The 20,483-nt window shown below is 72.8% G+C and carries 19 protein-coding genes and 1 pseudogene; 1 reads left to right on the forward strand and 19 read right to left on the reverse strand.

Annotated elements, in window-relative coordinates:
- The 4 genes from AW273_RS35440 to AW273_RS35450 form a co-directional block, all read right to left on the reverse strand.
- Window positions 1–417 (reverse strand): endo-1,4-beta-xylanase (locus AW273_RS35440; protein WP_198168526.1); only part of this gene is annotated, 417 nt, incomplete at its 3' end.
- A gap of 329 nt (window positions 418–746) precedes the next feature.
- A complete protein-coding gene (locus AW273_RS35445; RefSeq protein WP_062358092.1) occupies window positions 747–1,229 on the reverse strand; it encodes a hypothetical protein in 483 nt (160 codons plus the stop codon).
- Between the two features lie 115 nt (window positions 1,230–1,344).
- The gene (locus AW273_RS38305; protein WP_198168527.1) at window positions 1,345–2,157 is read right to left on the reverse strand and encodes a hypothetical protein; all 813 of its coding nucleotides are present in this window, start codon (window positions 2,155–2,157) and stop codon (window positions 1,345–1,347) included.
- Window positions 2,085–4,280, reverse strand: a complete 2,196-nt coding sequence (locus AW273_RS35450) for an ATP-binding protein (RefSeq protein WP_198168528.1) — start codon at window positions 4,278–4,280, stop codon at window positions 2,085–2,087. Before AW273_RS35450 ends, AW273_RS38305 begins: the two co-directional genes overlap by 73 nt.
- 125 nt (window positions 4,281–4,405) lie before the next feature.
- Between AW273_RS35450 and AW273_RS35455 the strand changes: the two genes are divergently transcribed.
- A complete protein-coding gene (locus AW273_RS35455; RefSeq protein WP_062358093.1) occupies window positions 4,406–5,059 on the forward strand; it encodes a DUF998 domain-containing protein in 654 nt (217 codons plus the stop codon).
- Here AW273_RS35455 and AW273_RS35460 read toward each other — a convergent pair.
- The 15 genes and pseudogenes from AW273_RS35460 to AW273_RS35525 all read right to left on the reverse strand — a co-directional run.
- Window positions 5,049–6,125 carry a calcium:cation antiporter gene (locus AW273_RS35460; protein WP_198168529.1) on the reverse strand — a complete coding sequence of 359 codons (1,077 nt, stop codon included), beginning with the start codon at window positions 6,123–6,125 and terminating at the stop codon, window positions 5,049–5,051. The genes AW273_RS35455 and AW273_RS35460 overlap by 11 nt on opposite strands.
- A gap of 25 nt (window positions 6,126–6,150) precedes the next feature.
- Window positions 6,151–6,903: a LuxR C-terminal-related transcriptional regulator gene (locus tag AW273_RS39540; RefSeq protein ID WP_500778879.1), complete on the reverse strand. Its 753-nt coding sequence runs from the start codon at window positions 6,901–6,903 to the stop codon at window positions 6,151–6,153.
- A pseudogene (locus AW273_RS39545) lies at window positions 6,883–7,323 on the reverse strand (DUF7134 domain-containing protein); the annotation flags it as partial. The pseudogene AW273_RS39545 and the gene AW273_RS39540, both read right to left, overlap by 21 nt.
- 9 nt (window positions 7,324–7,332) lie before the next feature.
- Window positions 7,333–8,097, reverse strand: a complete 765-nt coding sequence (locus AW273_RS35470; protein WP_062358097.1) for a CPBP family intramembrane glutamic endopeptidase — start codon at window positions 8,095–8,097, stop codon at window positions 7,333–7,335.
- Window positions 8,098–8,225: 128 nt separating this feature from the next.
- A complete protein-coding gene (locus tag AW273_RS35475; RefSeq protein WP_157556482.1) occupies window positions 8,226–11,174 on the reverse strand; it encodes a right-handed parallel beta-helix repeat-containing protein in 2,949 nt (982 codons plus the stop codon).
- Between the two features lie 67 nt (window positions 11,175–11,241).
- A complete protein-coding gene (locus tag AW273_RS35480) occupies window positions 11,242–12,261 on the reverse strand; it encodes an alpha/beta hydrolase family protein (RefSeq protein WP_062358099.1) in 1,020 nt (339 codons plus the stop codon).
- Window positions 12,258–13,259, reverse strand: coding sequence for an amidohydrolase family protein (locus AW273_RS35485; protein WP_062358101.1), 1,002 nt, complete (start codon window positions 13,257–13,259; stop codon window positions 12,258–12,260). The genes AW273_RS35480 and AW273_RS35485 overlap by 4 nt, the downstream gene beginning before the upstream one ends.
- Entirely contained in the window at window positions 13,259–13,783 is a 525-nt protein-coding gene (locus AW273_RS35490; RefSeq protein WP_062358104.1) for a 3-hydroxyanthranilate 3,4-dioxygenase, read from the reverse strand. The genes AW273_RS35485 and AW273_RS35490 overlap by 1 nt, the downstream gene beginning before the upstream one ends.
- The gene (locus AW273_RS35495) at window positions 13,780–14,205 is read right to left on the reverse strand and encodes a RidA family protein (protein ID WP_062358106.1); all 426 of its coding nucleotides are present in this window, start codon (window positions 14,203–14,205) and stop codon (window positions 13,780–13,782) included. The genes AW273_RS35490 and AW273_RS35495 overlap by 4 nt, the downstream gene beginning before the upstream one ends.
- 46 nt (window positions 14,206–14,251) lie before the next feature.
- On the reverse strand, window positions 14,252–14,986 hold the full coding sequence (locus AW273_RS35500; protein WP_062358109.1) for a 2-keto-4-pentenoate hydratase: 735 nt from the start codon (window positions 14,984–14,986) through the stop codon (window positions 14,252–14,254).
- Window positions 14,983–15,990 carry a 4-hydroxy-2-oxovalerate aldolase gene (gene dmpG / locus AW273_RS35505; protein WP_062358112.1) on the reverse strand — a complete coding sequence of 336 codons (1,008 nt, stop codon included), beginning with the start codon at window positions 15,988–15,990 and terminating at the stop codon, window positions 14,983–14,985. Before dmpG ends, AW273_RS35500 begins: the two co-directional genes overlap by 4 nt.
- Window positions 15,987–16,892 (reverse strand): acetaldehyde dehydrogenase (acetylating), encoded by a 906-nt coding sequence (locus AW273_RS35510; RefSeq protein WP_062358114.1) that lies wholly within the window; start codon window positions 16,890–16,892, stop codon window positions 15,987–15,989. The genes dmpG and AW273_RS35510 overlap by 4 nt, the downstream gene beginning before the upstream one ends.
- Window positions 16,889–17,677 carry a 2-keto-4-pentenoate hydratase gene (locus AW273_RS35515; protein WP_062358116.1) on the reverse strand — a complete coding sequence of 263 codons (789 nt, stop codon included), beginning with the start codon at window positions 17,675–17,677 and terminating at the stop codon, window positions 16,889–16,891. The genes AW273_RS35510 and AW273_RS35515 overlap by 4 nt, the downstream gene beginning before the upstream one ends.
- A complete protein-coding gene (locus tag AW273_RS35520; protein ID WP_062358119.1) occupies window positions 17,674–19,167 on the reverse strand; it encodes a 2-hydroxymuconic semialdehyde dehydrogenase in 1,494 nt (497 codons plus the stop codon). Before AW273_RS35520 ends, AW273_RS35515 begins: the two co-directional genes overlap by 4 nt.
- On the reverse strand, window positions 19,164–20,483 hold a 1,320-nt coding region (locus AW273_RS35525), incomplete at its 5' end, for an FAD-dependent oxidoreductase (RefSeq protein WP_063910219.1). The genes AW273_RS35525 and AW273_RS35520, both read right to left, overlap by 4 nt.

The following is a 20,483-nucleotide window of genomic DNA, read 5'->3' on the forward strand; positions in this document are numbered from 1 at the left end:
ATCCGAGCCCGACAGGCTCTGCGCCCAGCCGGGCATCTGCTGGTGCCAGAGCAGGGCGTGGCCGCGGATCTTCATGCCGCGCGAGATCGCGTGGTTGGCGATGCGGTCGCCGTTGCTGAAGTTGAAGCTGTTACGGGACGGTTCCGTGGCGTCCCACTTCATCTCGTTCTCGGCGGTGACCTGGTTGAACTCCCGGTTGAGGATGGTCACGTACGTCGAGTTGCTGAGCCGGCCCGCGGCGATCGCCGCGCCGAAGTACCGGCCCGACTGGGCGGCGGCGGCCCCCAGGGTGTCGGCCGCGGCCGAGGCGGACGGTGGTGTGACCGCCAGGACGCCGGCCCCGAGGGCCGCAGCGGCGGTGACGATGAGCGTTCGTCGGACTGACGGAGCGATGGCCAGGATCGCAGGTGGGAGCATGCCGCTTCCTTGAGGGGGGTTCGGAGGCGTGGCCACGGAGCCGTGTTATCGCAAACATTTCTCCGCGGCACCTGACGAGGTGCGTTGTCGCGGAGTACATCCGACGGTCCGAATCGGGGTCAACGAGCCGCCGTCGCGCGCGGGCGCGCGCCTCCCCGTGGAGGGGGTGCCGGCCTGGGCATTCGAGCCGGATGGAGATCACACTACGCAGACCGGGCTGGTGAAAATTTCACCGGAAACACCTGTTGGCGAAGTTTGCTTTCGGGGCAGGGCGTGGAGTGGTCCGGCTGCGGAGGGGAGGCGCCGGACCACCGGCGTATGGGGGCGGCTCAGTAGATGCCTTCCTCGATGTTGGACTCGGCGCTGATGGTCGCGCCGTCGCCGTCGATGAACTTCGCGACGATGTAGACCTCGTCGCCGTTGTTGCCCCAGCCGCTGTCCTCGTTGAGGAACGAGCCCTGGGGGACCTCCCAGCCGTAGTCGAGGCGGATGCCGTCGGGGCCCGCCGTCAGGCCGTAGTCGTCCTTGTACCAGGTGACCGGGCCGTAGATCATCGTGTCGGTGCCCGGGTCGCTGCCGTAGAAGCGGACCTGGATCCTGGCGCCGTGGATGAGGTAGCCGTTCGCGTCGTACTCGTTCATGGGCACGTGCACGTTCAGGTTGATGGTCCGGGCGGCAGGCACGCCGGTGTTGAAGCCGATCTCCAGGTGGGCGGTGATCACGGTCGCCGCCTGGGCGGGCGTCGTGGCCAGGCCGATGACGCCGACGCCGGCCACCAGTACGGCGGCCAGCCGCTTGAGAGTGCCTCTCATGGTCTGTCCTTCTCGGGTTCTGATCGTCGTGGAGAGGCGGCGGATCGTGGCCGCCTCACACATAAGGCGTTCCATCCCGTTCCGCCGGGCGACACCCGCTGGAACAGCGGCGAGGTCAGGGCACGACCGTGGCCGCGGCCGTCTCCCCGTCCATCTCCCAGCCGCGTGTGTACGCCGCGCCGAACTCCTCGTCGCCCAGCGCGGCCCGGCCCCGGCGGGTGAGTTCGCGCACCCGGGGATCGGTGTGGTCGTGGGCGCCGCGCAACCGCGCGGCGGCTCCCAGCAGCACCGCCGACTCGTGCCGCCGCCCGCGCGCCTCGGCGAGCGCGGCCGCGTTCACCGCCACCAGCGACAGGACGGGCAGCTCACCGGTCGCCAGCGCCGCCGCGCAGGCCTCACGCAGCACGTTCTCCGCGCCCGCCGGGTCGCCCTGGGCGAGGCGGAGGGCGGCCCGCGCGTTCGCGACCGACGTCCGGGCGTGGTCCGAGAGGAAGGGGGCGTCACCGAGCAGGCCGGTCGCCCGGTCCAGGTCACCGAGCCGGGTCCGGAGGTCGGCCTCGCACGTGTCGATCAGGGTCGGCAGCTCCGGTGAGGTCGCGTGCACGGCACGCTCCCTGGCGGAGTCGATCAGCGCCAGTGCCTCGTCGACGTCGCCGCGCCGCAGGTGCAGGTCGATGCGGCGCAGGTCGCCGTGGAGCCGGTCGCCGAGGCTGAGCGAGCCGAACTCGCCGGCCAGCCTCCCGGCCTCGCGCAGGTCGGCGAACGCGCCGTCGAGGTCGTCGTAGCGCCGGTACCGGGCCCGCATCGGCAGGGTGGCGGCCCGGCCCCAGCGGTCGCCGACCTGCCGGAAGCGGGTCAGGGCCGCCTCGACGTGGACGCGTGTCCGGTCGAGCTCGCCCGCGTTCTCGGTGATCTCGGCCTGGAACATGTGGGCCAGCCCGGCCAGCCAGACGTCGTCGCCGTCGGCCCGCCGCCGGGCACCGCCAGCGCCTCGGCCAGCCAGTGGGCGGCGTCGGAGTGGCGGGCGAACATCTGCCAGTACCAGGTCAGGCTGAGGGCGAGGGTCACCGCGCCGGGGGAGTCGTGGGTGGCGCACAGGTGGCGCAGGGCGGCGAGGGTGTTGTCGTAGTCGTCGCCGACGACCTTCATGGCCGCGAGTTGGTCGTGCCCGCGCAGCCGGGGGTCGTGGCGGGCCATCAGCTCGGTGAAGTGGGCGGCGGCCAGGTCGCGGGCGGTGTCGAGGTCGCCGGTGGCGGTCAGGCGGTCGGCGCCGTACTCGCGGATGGTTTCGAGCATGCGGTGACGCCCGGGGGCGAGCTGGAGCAGCGACCGGTCGACGAGGGCGGCGAGCAGGTCGGGGATCGCGGCGGCGGGCACGGCGGTGCCCGCGCAGACGGCGGTCGCCGAGGCGGCGGTGACGCCGCCGGGCAGGACGGAGACGCGCTCCGCGACCGTGCGTTCGTGTTCGTCGAGGAGATCCCAGCTCCAGGCGATGACCGCGCGCAGCGTGCGGTGCCGGGGCGGGGCGGTGCGGCTGCCGGTGGTGAGCAGCCGGAACCGGTCGGCGAGGCCGTCGGCCAGGTCGGGCAGTGACAGGGTCCGCAGCCGGGCGGCGGCCAGTTCGAGGGCCAGCGGCAGGCCGTCGAGGCCGCGCACCACACGCACGACGTCGGGCAGGGTCGTCTCGTCGACGCCGAATCCGGGCCGCACGGCGGCGGCCCGCTCGGTGAACAGGCGCACCGACGCCGCCTCGCGGGCCTGTTCGACGTCGGCGTCGGGGGCGGGCAGCGTGAGCTGGCTGAGTGGCAGCAGCGCCTCGCCGTCGACCGCGAGGGGTTCGCGGCTGGTGGCGAGCACGCGCAGCTCCGGGCAGCGGGACAACAACGCCACGACCAGGTGCGCCACGGCGTCGATCAGGTGCTCGCAGTTGTCGACCAGCAGCAGGCCCTCGCGGCGGCCGAGCTCGCCCACGAGGACGTCCAGTTCGCCGCCCTCGACCCGCTTGCGAGCCTCGAACATCGGGCCCCGCACCCCGGCGGCGGCCAGCACGGCCGGGGCGATCTCCGCCGGTTCGGTGACGGACGCCAGGTCGACGAGCCAGGCGGGGTGTGCGCGGCGGCGGGCCGCCTCCAGCGCGAGCCGGGTCTTCCCCGCGCCGCCGGGGCCGACGACCGTGACCAGCCGCCCGCCGCCGAGCAGGACGTCAATGCGGGCGAGGTCGTCGTCACGGCCGATGAAGCTGGTCAGAGCCGAGGGCAAAGTGGTCGCCGACGGCGTCGGGACGGGCCGGTCGGGGCGCAGCAGGCGCAGGTGGCGCTCCCGCAGGGCGGTGCCGGGGTCGACGCCGAGGACCTCGGCCAGGGCCCGCCGGGTCCGCTCGTAGACGGCCAGCGCCTCGGCCTGACGTCCCTGGGCGGCGAGCGTGTCCATCAGCGACGCGGCCGACCGCTCGTGCGCCGGCTGCTCGGCCAGCAACCGGGTCAGCATGGCGGTCGCCGGCTCGGGCCGCCCCAGCGACGATTCGGCGTCGGCCAGGTCCACGACCGCCTCGATCGACACCTGCGCCAGCCGGGTCGCGACCGTGGGCGCGACCTCGGCGACGACGGCGGGTTCCACGCCGGGACGGTCGCCCCACAACGCCACGGCCTCGGCGAGGGCGGCGTGTGCGGCCTCCGGGTCACCCGCCCACGACCTCTCCCGGCCGACGGCGGCGAGCCGCTCGAAGCGCAGCGCGTCCACGTCGTCGGGGTCGACCGCCAGCCGGTAGCCGCCCGCCGTCCACCCGACGACGTCGGGAGCCGCGCCGCCGGGGTCGAGGGCGCGGCGCAGCCGGGAGACGAGGGTCTGCAGCGCGTGGGCGGGGACGGACGGCGGCTCCGCCCCCCAGATCGCGTCGACCAGGGTGTCGGGCGCGACCGCGCGGCCCCCGGCGAGCGCCAGCCGGACGAGCAGGCCCCGCAGCCGCGCGCCCGGCACGGGCACGACGGCCGCACCGCGAGTCACCCGCGACGCGCCGAGCAGTGTGACGCGAAGCCGCGCACCCTCGTCCATCGGCCCATCTTCGCGTGCTCTCCCGCGGGTCCCAAACCGGCGGCGGGCCGTGTGAGCGCCGTGACAGTCCCGTGTGAGCGACCGGCCCCAGTCTGCGTACACCGTTCCGACCTCAGGAGGAAACCATGTCCGACGTGCGGAGCCGTCCGGCGGGGGCGGCGTTCATGGCCAGCGCGGCCGTCTACTTCACCGCCGAGTTCGTCGCGGCGGCGGCGTGGAGCGACCCGCCCTACAGCTACACCCACCACTTCATCAGCAACCTCGGGGTGCGCGGCCCCGCGACCGCGTTCGGGCAGTACATGTACTCGCCGCTCGCCTGGGTGATGAACACCGGCTTCTTCCTCTTCGGAGTCGCCGCGCTGACCGGCGCGGTCCTGCTGAGAGGGCTGCCCGGCCGCCATCGGTGGCCGATCGTCGCGATGGCGGCGCTGCTGGCGGCCGGGGGCGTCGTCCTGGCGTTCTTCCCCGGATCGGGCGACACGGCCGACACCGCGACCGACTACCACGGGATGGGCGCCTTCCTGGCGTTCATCGGCGGCAACGTGCTCGCCGTCCTCATCGGCGCGGCGCATCGGCTCCTCGGACTGTCCCGCGGGCTGGGCCGGGTCCTGGTGGCGGCCGGGGTGGTCGGCCTGGTCTCGCTGGTGGGCTACATGGCCCTGCTCGAATCGGGCGCGGGCATTCTCATCGGCCTGGTCGAGCGCGGCGTCGTGTATCCGTTCCTGATCGGGTTCGCCCTGGTGGGGGCGGCGTTGCGGAGGCGGCCGGTCACGGGCTGATCGCCAGGAACAGGAACGCGGCGAACACCACCAGGTGCACGCCGCTCTGCAGCAGCGTGGCGCGTCCCGGCACGACCGTGAGGGTGGAGACCACGAACGTGAGGGCGAGCAGGACCATGTGCGTCGGCCCGAGGCCGAGCAGCAGCGGGCCCTCCAGCCAGATCGAGGCCACCGCGATGGCGGGGATCGTCAGCCCGATGCTGGCCATCGCCGACCCGAGCGCCAGGTTGAGACTGATCTGCACCTGGTCGCGACGGGCCGCCCGGACCGCCGCGATGGTCTCGGGCATCAGCACCAGCAGGGCGATCGCGACGCCCACGACGGCGTGCGGGAGCCCGGCCGCCGACACGGCCGCCTCGATCACCGGCGACTCGACCTTGGCCAGGCCGACCACGGCGACGAGCGCGACCATCAGGACACCCAGGCTGACCAGCGCCGTGCGCCCCGAGGGCCGCGGCGCGTGGTCGTCCTCGCGCATGGGACGGCCCTCGACCTCGACCGGCAGGAAGTAGTCGCGGTGGCGGACCGTCTGGGTGAACACGAACAGCCCCCACAGCAGCAGGGAGACCACCGCGGCGAACGCGAGCTGCGCCGGGGAGAAGGCCGGACCGTTCGCGCTCGTCGTGAAGGTCGGCAGCACCATGCTCAGCGTGGCCAGCGTGGCGACGGTCGCGAGCGCCTTGCCGGTGCCCTCCGCCTGGAAGACCGCGATCTTCCGCTTCAGCGTGACCGCGAGCAGGGACAGGCCGACGATGCCGTTGCAGGTGATCATCACGGCCGCGAACACCGTGTCGCGCGCCAGCGTCGCCGTCTGCGGTCCACCGGAGATCATGAGGCTGACGATCAGCGCCACCTCGATCACCGTCACGGCCACCGCCAGCACCAGCGACCCGAAGGGCTCGCCCACCCGGTGGGCGATGACCTCCGCGTGGTGGACGGCGGCGAGCACCGCGCCCATCAGCAGGAAGGCCACGATCACCATCACCGGCACGGGCAGGTCGCGGCCCCACGACAGGGCCAGGGCCAGTAAGGCGAGCGCCGGCACGGCGACGGTCCACCTGGTCATGGCTTCGCGGATCATTCGAGCCCTTTCATGGGGAGTGGGAAACCAGGCCGATCCGGTACGCCAGGACGACCGCCTGAACACGATCGCGCAGGTCGAGCTTGGTCAGAATTCGGGACACATAGGTTTTCACGGTCTCCGGCGTGATGAACAACGCGGCCGCGATCTCGGCGTTGGACAACCCGGCGGCGAGTTGCCTGAGCACCTCCAGCTCGCGACGTGTCAGGACGTCCACCACCCGGTCGCCGGACGGGGAGGCGGGCCGGATCCGTTCGGCGTAGTGGCCGATCAGGGCGCGGGTGACGGCGGGGGCCAGAAGGGAATCGCCCGCCGCGACCGTGCGCACGGCGTTGATCAGCTCGGCCGGGTGGGCGTCCTTCAGCAGGAAACCGCTCGCGCCGGCGCGGAGGGCCTCGTAGACGTATTCGTCGACGTTGAAGGTGGTGACGACGAGGATCTTCGCCGGGTTCCCGGTGCCGGGGCCAGGCGCGCCCGTGGCCTCCAGGACGCCGAGCAGGGAGCGGAGTTCGGTCAGCGCGCGGCGGCCGGTTCCGCTGATTGCCGTGAGCGACTCGCCGGCCCGGCCGGGTGCGCCCGGCAGCAGGTACTGGGCGGCGTCGGCCTGGACCACCATCGCGGTCACGTGGTGGGTGACCACGTCGTGCAGTTCGCGGGCGAGCCGGGCGCGCTCGGCGACCACGGCCACCTCCGCCGACAGGCGCCGCCGTTCGACCTCGTCGGCGCGCCATCGGCGCACCCCCGCTCCGGCCGTCCAGGCCACCGCCAGCACCAGGTAGAACGCGAGGAAGTCGGGGATCTGCCGGGGCGAGCCGAGCAGGTGGAGGACCACCGCCAGAACGACGTAGGCCGTGGTCGCCGCGATGCACGTCGTCCGGCGCAGGCGTGCCTGGTGGGCGCCGACGGCGTACAACGCCGCGTAGAGGCCGACCGTGCCTGACGTCGGCGGGAAGGCGAGCGCCTGGTGCAGCGCGAACGCGCTGCCGACGATCAGCAGGCAGGCCCCGGGCCATCGGGTGCGGACGACCAGAGGGACGGTCATCGCCAAGGTCACGGCCACGGCGAGGGCGTCGGACGGGCGCTTGGGCAGGTCGCCGATCTCGGCCCCGATGCCCGCCACGGTCGGTGTGAACGCCGGCAGCGTGAGCAGCGAGGCGAGCAGTACGTCCCTTTTGGCCGACATCTGACGAGCCTAGCGGCGGGCGCGGGCCAGCATCGCCGCCGCGATCAGCAGGCTCACGACGACCGGGACGACGGAGGCCTCCAGCCCGAACCCGCCGCCGGTCAGCCACTCGGGTCCGGAGACATGGGTGGTCAGCACACCCTCGGACGGGTGGCCGGAGACCGGGATGCCCAGCAACGCCTCGGTGGCGTTCCAGGCGAAATGGAGCCCGGCCACGAACCAGATGGTGCGCCGCCACAGGAACGCGGCCCCCAGCAGCACCCCCGCCTCGACGGCGATCGCCACCGAGCTCCACACGGTGGCGCCCGGGTTGGCCAGGTGCAGGCCGCCGAACAGCAGCGCGGTGACCGCCAGCGCGACCCGGCTCCCGAACAGCGCCTCCAGCGCCTGCAGCGCCAGCCCCCGGAAGAGCAGTTCCTCGGTGACGGCCGCGCCGATCGAGACGGCGGCCAGCGGCGCCAGCGCCGACCATCCCTTCGACCAGGTGAACGAGTAGCCGCCGAACACGGTGATCACCAGCACCGAGACGAGGACGAACCCCAGGCCGATCGCCCCGCCGGTCAGCGCCTCCCGCCCGGCTCCGCGCCGGGCCAGTTCCGGCGCGGGACGCCGCGCCACCCACCGCATCACCGCCCAGTAGACGGCCGTCGCCGCGACCGCGGCCACGAGGGAGAGCACCGCCCCGCCCCCGGCGAGCGCCGACACCCCGCCGACGGCCACCAGTCCGACCGGGAGCCAGACGAAGGGAGAGCGGGTGCGCTGTGTCGTGTCCATGGAACCTCCGGTGACCCGCGCCGCATCCGTACGGCGACACGCCGGAAACGCTACGAACGCGGTCGCGGGTCACGAATCCCCGAGAGGCGAACACTTCGGGTAGCTCTCACGGGGGATGTGTCACGCGGTCAGCTCACGCTGAAGTCCCTGAAGCCGAACTGGCCGGTGACGTTGGCCGCGTGGGAGGTGGCGATGAGCCCGGCGTCCTGCCGTTCGGCGATGCCGGGCAGGGTCACGGTCGAGCCGACCTTCGTCCAGGTGGTGCCGTTCTTGGAGTAGTAGCCGCTGACCTGGTCGCCGGAGCGGACGAGCCGGACCCACACCGGTGCGGTGACTCCCGAGGCTCCGCTGAAGGAGTCGAGGTAGCCGTTGCCGTTGGCGTCCCACTGGAACGCCACCCCGTTGCCCGGGGTGGCGACCATGGCCGCGTAGCCCGGCGAGACCGCCGAACCGGTGACGTCGTTGCGCAGCACGACGCCGGCCTTGGCCCACCCGTTGGTGTTGTCCATGCGGGTGACCTGCGCGGAGATGGTGGCGGTGGCACCGGCCACATCGTCGCGGTAGACGGCGCCGTACTCGTCGAAGGAGCCGCCGGCGTCCTGCCAGATGTCGGTTCCGGAGGTGATGATGACGAACTCCGACCCGGCCTCGGCGAACTGGCTGGGCACCGAGCCGTGCCCCTTCATCGAGGTGAGGGGGTTCAGCGCGGTCACGGCGAGCGATCGGGTGAGGCTGAAGCCGGCCTGGTCGGCGCGTCCGGTGACGGTCGCCTTCACCTCCGCCCGGCTGACGGGGGTCGGCACCGACTCGGGGGCGGTGACCTTCCACGTCTCGCTGTCGGAGGTGCCGGAGTCCAGGCCGTACCGCACCGGCTTGCCGACACGCTCGGCCCGCCAGCCGTCGGGGACGGTGAGGGCGACGGCGAACTCCGAGGCCCGGCGCGGGCTGAAGTTCCGCACGGTCACGGTGACGTCCGTCGACTCCCCGGCCCGCAACACGGCCGGATCGGCCGCGAGGGCGGCGCCGACCGGGGGCCGCTGCGCGTCGGGGACGCCTCGGTGGTCACCGGTGGGACCGGCCTGGTAGATCACCCGGCTGGCTTCCAGCGGGAGGGTGGCCTCGGTGACGGTGCGGTTCCCGCGGACGACGTTGCCGCGCTGGCCGTTGGTGATGCCGGTGATGCCGGAGTTGGTGGCGAAGTTGTCGATCAGGGTGAGGTCGCCGGTGCGGTTGCCGTTCTGGTTGTTGGCGTGCGCCCACTGGCCGGCGGTGCGGACGAACACGTTCCGGCTGGCGCTCAGGTAACGGGAGCCCTCGTCGAAGTAGAGGCCGAGTTGCCCGCTGCCCTCGCAGTAGTTCTCGTCGATGACGCTGCGCGGCATGGCCGAGAGGGTGTAGATGCAGCCGGCGTCGAACATGGTCTGCACGACGTTGCGGACGTGGTTGCCGACGATGCGCACGTCGCTCAGGGTCGTCGGGGTGTCGTAGACGGGCTGGAAGTCGTACAGGCCGCGGTTCAGGTACTCGGGGCTGCCGCCCGGGTCGTTGGCGCCCCAGCCGTAGCCGAGCCCGATTCCCGTGTACGGCATGTCGGAGACGTAGTTGTGCTCGATCGACAACCGGGTGACGTAGCTGGCGAAGATCGCGTCCTGGTCGAGGTACTCCAGCGCGGTCGCGTAGACGCGGTTGTCGCTGATCGAGATGTCGCTGTTGACCATGCGGGGGTCGGAGGGGTGGTGCGCGTCGGGACGGACGCCGCCGACCATGATCCCGCCGCCCGCGTTCGCGGTGAACGTGCTCCCGGCGACCGACACCTTGTGGGCGCCCAGGCCGACGCCGCCGGCATGCGCGTTGGCGTCGTTGCCGATGCCGAGCGCGAGGGAGCCGAGGTTGGTGAAGGTGTTGCCGGTGAAGGCGATGTCCTCGGCGGCCGAGACCTGGACGGCCGACGCCGACTGGGCCCAGCCGTTGCGGGAGCCCTCGAAGCCCTTGCAGCCGAACGCGCAGGAGGTGAAGGCGTCGGCGGGCCGGTGCGGCTGGACGCCGCTGATGAACACGCCGGTCTGCTGGTTGGCGTAGCCGTCGGACGTGCTGGGGTGCAGCCACGAGGTGCCGGTGAACGTCAGGTTCTCGAACCGCAGGTTGCGCGCCGGAGCGTCGTAGGTGCCGCCGACCTGGAGCAGCGATTCCAGCCGGGGCAGTTCGACCCGGGCCGTGGCCATGTCCTGGCCGGGCAGCGGCTTGTAGTAGAGGACGCCCGCGGTGGTGTCGAGGTACCACTCGCCGGCCTCGTTGAGGAAGCTCCTGGAGTTGAGCAGGGTGAAGGTCCCGGCGCGCAGCGGCGACTGGATGGTGTCGTAGCCGTAGGTGTTGTTGTTCCAGGCCGGCTGCTGCATGACGACGGTGGTGCCGGTGATGCTCTCGACGGGCGCGAAGCGGTTGGTGAACGACAACATCGCCTGGAACTCGATGCGCTTCTGGTCGGGCAGGCCGGCGAGGTAGGACAACGCGGCGTTGTTGAGGGTGAAGCCGTTGGCGTTGAACGTGATGTCGCCGCGGGCGAGGCGGAGCCGCGCCTTCTGGGCGAGCTTGCCGTCGACGTAGAGCTGGCGGGTGTCGAAGCCGGTGCCGACGGTGGCCTTGTAGACGCCGGTGGCGGCGTCGTCGAGCGCCCAGCCGGTGACGGGCGTGGCGCCGCTGATCACCGGGTGGGCGTCGCGGGCGGCCGTCCAGGTGACGGTGGTGCCGTCGCCGGGGGAGTCGGCGCCGGTCAGGCGCAGGGGCTCGGTCAGCCGGTGGACTCCGTCGAGGAGTTCCACGGTCACGTTGATGTTTCCCTGGGCCAGCGCGGCGCGGACCCGGCGCTGCGCTTCGCCGAGTGTGGCCAGCGGCTCGTCCCGCCGGCCGTTCCCGTCGTCGTCGGCGTTGGCCGCGCCCGTCGGCGCGACCACGATGGTCTGGCTGGCGGGGGCGGCGGCGTGGGCGGGGACGGATAACGCCCCGGTGAGGAGCGCGGTGGTGAGGGCGGCGGCCAAGGCCGCCGCCGGACGTCTGCGCGTTTTGGGGGACGGACGCACAGGAGTTCCTTTCTTCCGGTGAGGGCGCTAGGCCCACCGGGGAACGTAATTCGTATGACGTCTTACGTCAATAACGAATCCTGGCGTCCACCTCGGTCATGGCCGAGGCCCAGATCTCCGACGTGGGGTCGATCACGGCGAAGTGGTCGCCCGGACGTTCGAGATAGGTGACGTCGTCGCCCGTCGCCCCGGCCCCGGCGACGTAGCGGCGGTTGAAGTCGATCAGGTCGAGGTCGTCGTCGCCGCCCATGACGATGAGTTGCCGAACACCGAGAGGCAGGCGGCTCATCGGGTCGGCGGCGGCGTACACCTCCGGGATCTCGGCGGAGGAGCCGCCGAGGGCGTGCGGGACCGCGCCGGTGCCGACGCGGCGGCGTTCGCCCTCGCCGAGGTCGAGCACCCCGGCCAGCGAGACGGCCAGGGCGATCCGGTCGTCGTCGGCGGCGGCGCGCAGGGCGAGCTGGCCGCCGGCCGAGTGGCCGAAGACCACGACGCGGCCGAGGTCCAGGGAGCCGAGGCCGGTCAGGCGGTCGAGGCCCGCCGCGACGTCGTCGACGGTGGCCTGCCAGCCGTGCCGGTCGGGGCGGCGGTATTCGAGGTTCCATGCGGCGTACCCTCGGGCGGCCAGGTCGACGGCGAGGGCGTCCATCAGGTCGGCGGCCCAGATCGAGCGCCAGTAGCCGCCGTGGATCAGGACCGCGACCGGCAGGGGACCGCCGTCGTGGTGCGGCGGCAGGCGCAGCTCGCCCCACTGCTCGTCGCCGGGGCCGTAGGCGATGCGCTCGGCGGGGTGTCGCAGCCGGTAGAGGGCGTGCCGGATCGCCCAGGCCAGGCCCCAGAGGCCGCGGCCGTAGAGATGGACGGACCCGGGGGAGACCTCGACCGGGCCGGTGTCGGCGGGGTCGTACCAGACGACGGGGGCGGGGTGCGGCACCGGTCGGCCCACCGCGACCACGGCGTCCGCCGTTTCGTCGAGGCCGGTCACCACGCGGCCGTCGACTCCCAGGCGCCGGAACTCCGTCTCGGCGATGTGCCGGACCAGATCGGGGTCGGCCGTCAGGCCGGGGGTGATGGCCACCAGGATCATCGTGTCCTCCCGAGGAAACGCAGGGCGTTGCCGGACAGCAGCTTGTCCCGCTGCTCAGGGCTCAGGAACTCCGCGTCGTGCACGACCTTGCCGACGGGGCGTTCGCCCAGCGGATAGGGGTAGTCGCTGCCGACCATCACCTGGTCGTCGCCCAGCACGTCCACCAGCAGGCGCAGCGCCGCCGGGTCGAACACGACGCTGTCGACGGAGAACCGGTCGACGTAGTGGCTCGGCGGGTGGGCCGACCGGCCGCGCACCACGTCGCCGCGGCGGTGCCAGGCGTTGTCGGCGCGGCCGAGCCAGAACGGGAAGCTGCCGCCGCCGTGGGCGAAACACAGGCGCAGCGTCTCCGGCACCCGGTCGAAGACGCCGCCGAGGACGAGCGCCAGCACCGACAGGTGCGTCTCGGCCGGCATGCCGGTCAGCCAGCGCGCCATCCAGCGGTCGAGCCTCGGGCCGCCGGGCATGTCCCACGGGTGGACGAAGACCGGCGCGCCGACCTCCGCGCAGTGCCGCAGGAACATCACGATGCCCGCGTCGTCGAGGTCGCGGTCGCCGACGTGGTTGCCGATCTCGACGCCCGCGTGGCCGTTGGCCAGGCAGCGGTCGACCTCCTCGCAGGCCGCCTCCGGGTCCTGGAGCGGCACCTGGCAGAACGGCACGAACCGGTCGTGCCGGACCGTCTCCAGGGTGAGGTCGTTGAAGATGCGGGCCACTTTGACGGCCTGGCCGGCCGGGCGGTCGTAGGAGAAGAAGACCGGCGTGGGGGAGACGACCTGCACGTCGACGCCGTCGGCGTCCATGTCGGCCAGGCGGGTGCTCGCGTCCCAGGCCTCGGCGCCGATGGGGCGGAACTCGGTCTCGCCCACCATGATCATGGCGGCGCGTTCGGAGTCGACGCGGAGCCAGGGCCAGCCCGTGCCGCCGCACCGGGCGGCCAGGTCGGGCCAGCCCTTCGGCACCAGGTGGGTGTGGACGTCGACGACGGGCCCGGCCATCAGCCCTTGCCCGGGTGGAGCGCGCCGCACTCGGCGCAGGTGCGGGCGGCCTCGTCGGCGTAGAACGCCTGGAAGACCGGCGGCAGGTCCTTGACGATGTCGCGGACCTGGAGTTCGACCTCGTGGACGCGGTTGCCGCAGTCGAGGCAGTACCACTGGAACTTCTCCAGCGTGCCCTCCTCGCGCACCCGCTCGACCACCATGCCGATCGACCCGGCCTCCGGCCGCTGCGGCGAATGCGGCACGTCGCCCGGCAACATCCACATCTCGCCCTCGCGGATGTGCACGGTCCGCGGTCCGTCGGGCGTCATGAGGTTGACGTGCATGTTGCCCTTGACCTGGTAGAAGAACTCCTCGTACGGGTCGACGTGGAAGTCGGTGCGCTGGTTGGGGCCGCCCACGACCTGCACGATGAAGTCCGACCCGCCCGGGAACATCTCCTTGTTGCCGACCGGCGGCTTGAGCAGGTGCTTGTTGCCCTCGATCCAGCCGGGGAAGTTCACCGGCTCGGTGATGTCGGTCATTCGTCGACTCCTTCCGGGAGTAGCGCCACGGCCTGTATCTCGATCAGCAGATGGGGATGGGGAAGCTGGTGCACCGCCACGGTGGTGCGGGCGGGCCCGGTCTCGTCGAAGTACTCGGCGTAGACCTCGTTGTAGCCGCCGAAGTCGTTCATGTTCACCAGGTAGGTCGTCACCTGGACCAGGTCGGACAGGCCCGCCCCGGCCGAGGCGAGGATGTCGGCGATGTTCTCGATCACCGCCCGGGTCTGCGCCCGGATGTCCAGCGAGGTGGTGCCCATCGCGTCGGCGCTCGCGCCCGCGATGGTGTTGTCGGGACGCCGGCTGGAGGTGCCCGAGACGAACACGAACCCCCCGGCGATCTTCAGATGGGGGAACCGGCCGCGTGGGGTGGCCTTCCCAGGAACGATCTTGCCCGCGCTCATGAGGCGACTCCGGCGATGACGGCCCCCGGCGCGATGCGCCGGCCGCTCACGAGGCCGCCTTGAACGAGGCCGTGCCGAGCTTCTCGACCACCGCGCGCACGTGGTCGCCCGGGTTCAGCGGCACCGCCGCCGTGGCCGCGCCGGCCAGCACGATCCAGCCGTCGCGGAGCTCCACGCCCCGCCCGCCCGCCAGGCGGACCGCCGCGTCGAAGGCGCGGCGCGGGTCGCCGAGGATGGCGGCGGTAGAGCCCGTCTGCACGACGCGGCCGTTCACCTCCAGCAGCACGCCGAGGTTGTCCAGCCCGCCGGGCACCGGACACCACGGGCCGACGACGAAACCGGCCGCCGAGGTGTTGTCGGCGATCACGTCGGGCAACGAGAAGTCGAAGCCCTCGAAGCGCGAGTCGATCACCTCCAGCGCGGGGGCGACCGCCCGGACGACCGGCTCGGGGTCGTGGGAGAGCAGGAAGGCGACCTCCGGTTCGGCCCGGGGGTGGATGAGCCGGCCCAGGTCGAGCACGCCGCCGTCGTCGACGCGCATGCCGTCGGTGAGGTGGCCCCAGATGACCTCCTCCACGCCGACCTGCGCCATCTTGGCGCGGCTGGTCAGGCCCATCTTCACGCCGGTCAGCCGTTCGCCGCGGGCCAGCCGCCGTTCGATGAGCGCCCGCTGCACGTCATAGGCCCCGGAAGGGCCGAGACCGGCCTCGGCCGCGAGGCGCGGGATGGCCGTGGCCGTCAGCGCCGCCTGGTCGAGGCGGTCGGCGAGCTCGCCGATCATCGGGTTCCTCCCAGGTCGAGCGCCACGTCGACGATCATGTCCTCCTGGCCCCCGACCATGCGGCGGCGGCCCAGTTCGACCAGGATGGCGCGCACGTCCACGCCGTAGCGGTCGGCGGCGCGTTCGGCGTGCCGCAGGAAGCTGGAGTAGACCCCGGCGTAGCCGAGCGAGAGCGTCTCGCGGTCGACCCGCACGGGCCGGTCCTGGAGCGGCCGGACGAGGTCGTCGGCGGCGTCCATCAGCGCGAACACGTCGCAGCCGTGCGGCCAGCCGTGGAGTTCGGCGACGGCGGCGAAGACCTCCAGCGGGGCGTTGCCCGCCCCCGCGCCCATCCCGGCCAGCGACGCGTCGACGCGGGTGGTGCCGTGCTCGACGGCGACGACGCTGTTGGCGACGCCGAGCGACAGGTTGTGGTGCGCGTGGATGCCGATCTCGGTGCCCTCGTCGAGCACCTGCCGGTAGGCGTCGACCCGTTCGGCGACGTCGCGCATGAGCAACCGGCCGCCCGAGTCGGTGACGTAGACGCAGTGGGCGCCGTACGACTCCATGAGCTTGGCCTGCCCGGCCAGGGTGGCGGGGTCGGCCATGTGCGACATCATCAGGAAGCCGGCCACGTCCATGCCGTTGTCCCTGGCCCAGGCGATGTGCTGGGCGGCGATGTCGGCCTCGGTGCAGTGGGTGGCGACGCGCACGCTGGTGACGCCGAGGTCGCGGGCGGCCTTCAGGTCGGCGATGGTGCCGATGCCCGGAAGGAGCAGCGTGGTGAGCCGGGCCCTGGTGATGACGGACGCGGCGGCCTCGATCCACTCGGCGTCTCCGGCCGCGCCGTGGCCGTAGTTGACGCTGGAGCCCGCCAGGCCGTCGCCGTGGGCGACCTCGATGGCGTCCACGCCGGCCGTGTCGAGCGCGGCGGCGATCCGCCGGACCTGGTCGGGGGTGTAGCGGTGGGCGATGGCGTGCATGCCGTCGCGCAGGGTGACGTCCTGGACGTAGAGGCGGTTCACCGGGTCACCATCCGTTCGGCCGTGCGCAGCGCCGCCGAGGTCATGATGTCGAGGTTCCCGGCGTATTCGGGCAGGTAGTGCCCGGCTCCGGAGACCTCCAGGAAGACCGACACCTGGAGGCCGGCGAACCGCCGGCCGAGCGCGGGGACGTAGGCGTCCACGGGGTCGAACTGCACCTCCTGCTTGAGGCGGTAGCCGGGCACGTACTCCTGGACCGAGGCCACCATCCCGGTCACCGAGCGCGCGATCGCCTCGTGGTCGGCGTCGGCGCAGAGACAGTAGACGGTGTCCCGCATGAGCAGCGGGGGCTCCGCCGGGTTCAGCACGATGATCGCCTTGCCGCGTTCGGCGCCGCCGACCACCTCGATCGCCCGGGAGGTCGTCTCGGTGAACTCGTCGATGTTGGCGCGGGTGCCCGGCCCGGCCGACCGGGAGGCGATGGAGGCGACGATCTCCCCGTACACGACCGGGGTGACCCTGCCGACGGCGGCCACGATCGGCACGGTGGCCTGGCCGCCGCAGGTGACCATGTTGACGTTGCGCTCGCCCAGGTGCTCGCCGAGGTTCACCGGCGGCACCACGTAGGGGCCGACCGCGGCCGGGGTGAGGTCGACGACGACCTTGCCGTGGGCGCGCAGCACCTCGTCGTTGTGCCGGTGGGCCCCGGCGGAGGTGGCGTCGAAGACCACGTCGACGTCGGCGAACTCCGGCATCGCGACCAGGCCCTCGACACCCTTGTCGGTGGTGGCCACGCCCATGCGCCGGGCGCGCGCGAGGCCGTCGGAGGCGGGGTCGATCCCGGCCATCGCCACCATGCGGAGCGTCTTCGACAACCGCAGTACCTTGATCATCAGATCGGTGCCGATGTTGCCCGACCCGATCACCGCCACTCCGGCGTTCATCGCACCCCTCCGAAACAGGTCCTGACCGAGCCGAGGCCCGAGATGCGCGCCTCATAGGCCGCGCCCGGCGTCACCGGGACCATCGGCCCGAGCGCGCCGGAGAGCACCACGTCACCGGCGCGCAGCGGACGCCCCGCGCGGGCGAGCGTCCCGGCCAGCCAGGCCACGGCGTGCGCCGGGTTGCCCAGGCAGGCCGCGCCCGCGCCGACCGAGACGGGTTCGCCGTCGTGTTCGAGCACCGCGCCGCAGAGCCGCAGGTCCACGTCGGCGACGCGGCGCGGGCTCGGGCCGAGCACGAACAGGCCGCTGGAGGCGTTGTCGGCGACGGTGTCGACGATGGAGATGTCCCAGTCCGCCACCCGCGAGCCGACGATCTCGATGGCCGGCAGCAGGTGGTCGGTCGCGCGGATCACGTCCACCACCGTCACCTGCTCGTGCGGCAGGTCGGCCCCGAGGACGAACGCGATCTCCGCCTCCACCCGTGGCTGGAGCACCCGGCCGGGCGCGACCTCCGCGCCGTCGGGCACCGCCATGTCGGCGAACAGCACCCCGAAGTCGGGCTGGAAGACCCCGAGAGCCTTCTGGACGACGGGGTTGGTCAGCCCGATCTTCGCGCCGACCGGCCGCCGCCCCTCGGTGGTCCACCGCTCCACCTGCGCCTGCTGGACGGCGTAGGCGGTGGCCACGTCCCCTTCGGGCAGCAGGCCGCCGCGCAGGGGAGGGCACGGCGTGCCGGTGTCGTAGGCGTCGCGCAGGATCTGGGCCGCGCGCCGGATGCCGGTCATGAGAGGTCCACGCAGACGTTGGTGAGCTCCGAATAGAAGCCGAGCGAGTGCACGCCGCCCTCGCGGCCTACCCCCGAGGCCTTGACCCCGCCGAACGGGGTGCGCAGGTCGCGCAGGAACCAGGTGTTGACCCACACGATCCCGGCGTCGAGGCGGGCGCCCGCCCGGTGGGCGCGGCCGACGTCCCGGGTCCAGACGGTCGCCGCCAGGCCGTAGGCGCTGTCGTTGGCCAGCGCGAACGCCTCGTCCTCGTCGTCGAACGGGGCGACGTGGCAGACCGGGCCGAAGATCTCCTCCCGGTTGGTCCTGGCGTCCGGCCCGAGACCGGTGAGCACGGTCGGCCGCACGTACGCGCCGCCGTCCCGCGCGTCGCCGAAGACCGGCGCGTCGCCGCCGGCCAGCACGGTCGCGCCCTCGGCGCGGGCCAGGTCGTAGTGGCCGAGCACCTTGTCGCGGTGGCCGTGGGAGATCAGCGGCATCGTGCCGGTCGCCGGGTCGGACGGCCAGCCGAACCCCTGCTCGGCGGCCCGCCGGGCCAGCCGTTCGGTGAACTCCTCGAAGACCGGCCGCTGCACGTAGAGCCGTTCGGTGCACAGGCAGACCTGGCCGCCGTTGGTGAAGCTGGAGCGGACCGAGCCTTCGACGGCGGCGTCGAGGTCGGCGTCGGCGAAGACGAGCCCGGCGTTCTTGCCGCCCAGCTCGAACGAGACGGCCTTCACGCCGTCGGCCGCGGCCCGCATGATCGCGCTGCCGGTGGCCGACTCGCCGGTGAAGGTGATCGCGTCGACCTCCGGGTGGGTGGTGAGGAACTCGCCCGCCGAGCCGGGGCCGAAGCCGTGCACCAGGTTGAACACCCCGTCGGGCACGCCGACCGCCGCCATCACCTCGGCCAGCAGCGTCGCCGAGGCCGGCGTCTCCTCCGACGGCTTGACGACGACCGCGTTCCCGCAGGCCAGCGCGGGCGCGACCTTCCAGGTCAGCAGCAGCAGCGGCAGGTTCCACGGCACGATCACCGCCACCACGCCGACGGGTTTGCGCACCGCGTAGTTGATCGCCCGGCCGCCGGTGACGAACGACTCGGTGGGGGCCGTCGCGGCGATCTCCGCGAAGGCCCGGAAGTTGGCCGCGCCGCGCGGGATGTCCAGCGTCCTGGCCTGCGAGATCGGTTTGCCGGTGTCGGCGACCTCGGCCGTGACCAGGTCGTCGAAACGGCGGTCCAGCTCGTCGGCGACGGCGTTCAGGATCTTCGCGCGGGCGCGCTCGTCCATGCGGCCCCACGGCCCGCGCATCGCCCGGCGGGCGGCCCGGACCGCCGCGTCGACGGTGTCGGCCCCGGCCTCGGCGACCTCGAAGACGGTCTCCCCGGTGACCGGGCTGACCTTGGCGAACCTCTTCCCCTCCGGCACGAACCGGCCGTCGACGAAGTTGCGCAGCAGGCCCGGCTCGCCGGGCGGGCGGCCGGACCTCAGGTCCGGCGTCCACAAAGTCATGCGCTCCGCCTTCCTCTCAGCAGGGCGCCGACTGCGAGCAGCGCGCCCGCGCCGACGGCCGCGCCGAGCACCCGGTGCTGACGGCGCACCCGCCGCCACACCTGGGCGTAGGGCACGGTCGAGAAGGACACCAGTTCGTAGCGGGAGACGTAACGGCCGGGCAGGGCCCGCTCCAGCGCGTGCTCCACCTTCTTCTGGAACTGGAAGACGGGGGAGGCGACCTTGTCGCGCATCTCGACGAAGTTGGCCAGGGCCATCCGGGCGATGGCCTCGGTGTTGTCCCTGCGCCGCTCCTCGTAGAGCGGCAGCGCGCGGCTCCAGTCGCCGCCGGTCTCGTCGAGGCAGCGGTCGAGCTCGACGACGTCCTCGAAGGCGCAGTTGGCGCCCTGGCCGTAGAACGGCACGATCGCGTGGGCGGCGTCGCCGATCAGCGCGGCCGTGCCGCCGACGTGCCAGGGGGTGCAGCGCACGGTGCCGAGCAGGCCGACGGGGTTGTGCCGGTAGTCCTCGACGAGCGTGGGGGCCAGCTCGGCCAGGTCGGGGTAGTGCTCGGCGAAGTGGCGTTCGATCGCGGCCGGGCTGCCGATCGAGGCGAAGCTGCTGGTGCCGCTGTTGGGCCAGAACAGGGTGCAGGTGAACGAGCGGTCGGGGTTGGGCAGCGCGATCATCATGGAGGTGCCGCGCGGCCAGATGTGCAGCGCGTCCGGGGCCAGCGCGAACTCGCCGTCACGGGCCGGGATGCGCAGCTCCTTGTAGCCGTAGTCGAGGAAGTCGAGGCTCTCGGTCAGCCCGGCGTGCGCCAGCAGTTGCGCCCGCACCGCCGAACCGGCGCCGTCGGCCCCGAGCACCACGGCGGCCCTGGCCGTCGTGGTGCCGGCCGGGGTCTCGTACGTCATCTCGCCGGTGCGCGGGTCGAGACCGGTCAGCCGGTGGTCGAAGGCGATGCGCACGCCGGGTTGTTCGGCCGCCGCGGTGAGCAGGGCGTTGTTGAGGGCCGAGCGGCTGATCGAGTTGATCGCCCGCTGCCCGTCGTGGCTGTAGGGCTGGAAGTCGAGCTCGCCCTTCACCGGGTGGATGACACGGCCGCGCATTGGCAGCGCGTCGGCCATGACCTGCTTGTCCAGGCCGATGCGGCGCAGCGCGTCGAGGCCGCGTTCCGACAGGGCGAGGTTGATCGAGCGGCCCCGCTCGACCGCGCCGGTCCTGGGGTCGGGGCGTCGTTCGTACAGGGCGACCCGCAGGCCGCGCCGGGCCAGGAAACAGGCGAGCAGGCAGCCGGCCAGACCGGCGCCGACCACCGCTATCTCCTCCGGATC

It is taken from the genome of Herbidospora yilanensis (assembly GCF_001570565.1).
Classification (GTDB): domain Bacteria; phylum Actinomycetota; class Actinomycetes; order Streptosporangiales; family Streptosporangiaceae; genus Herbidospora; species Herbidospora yilanensis.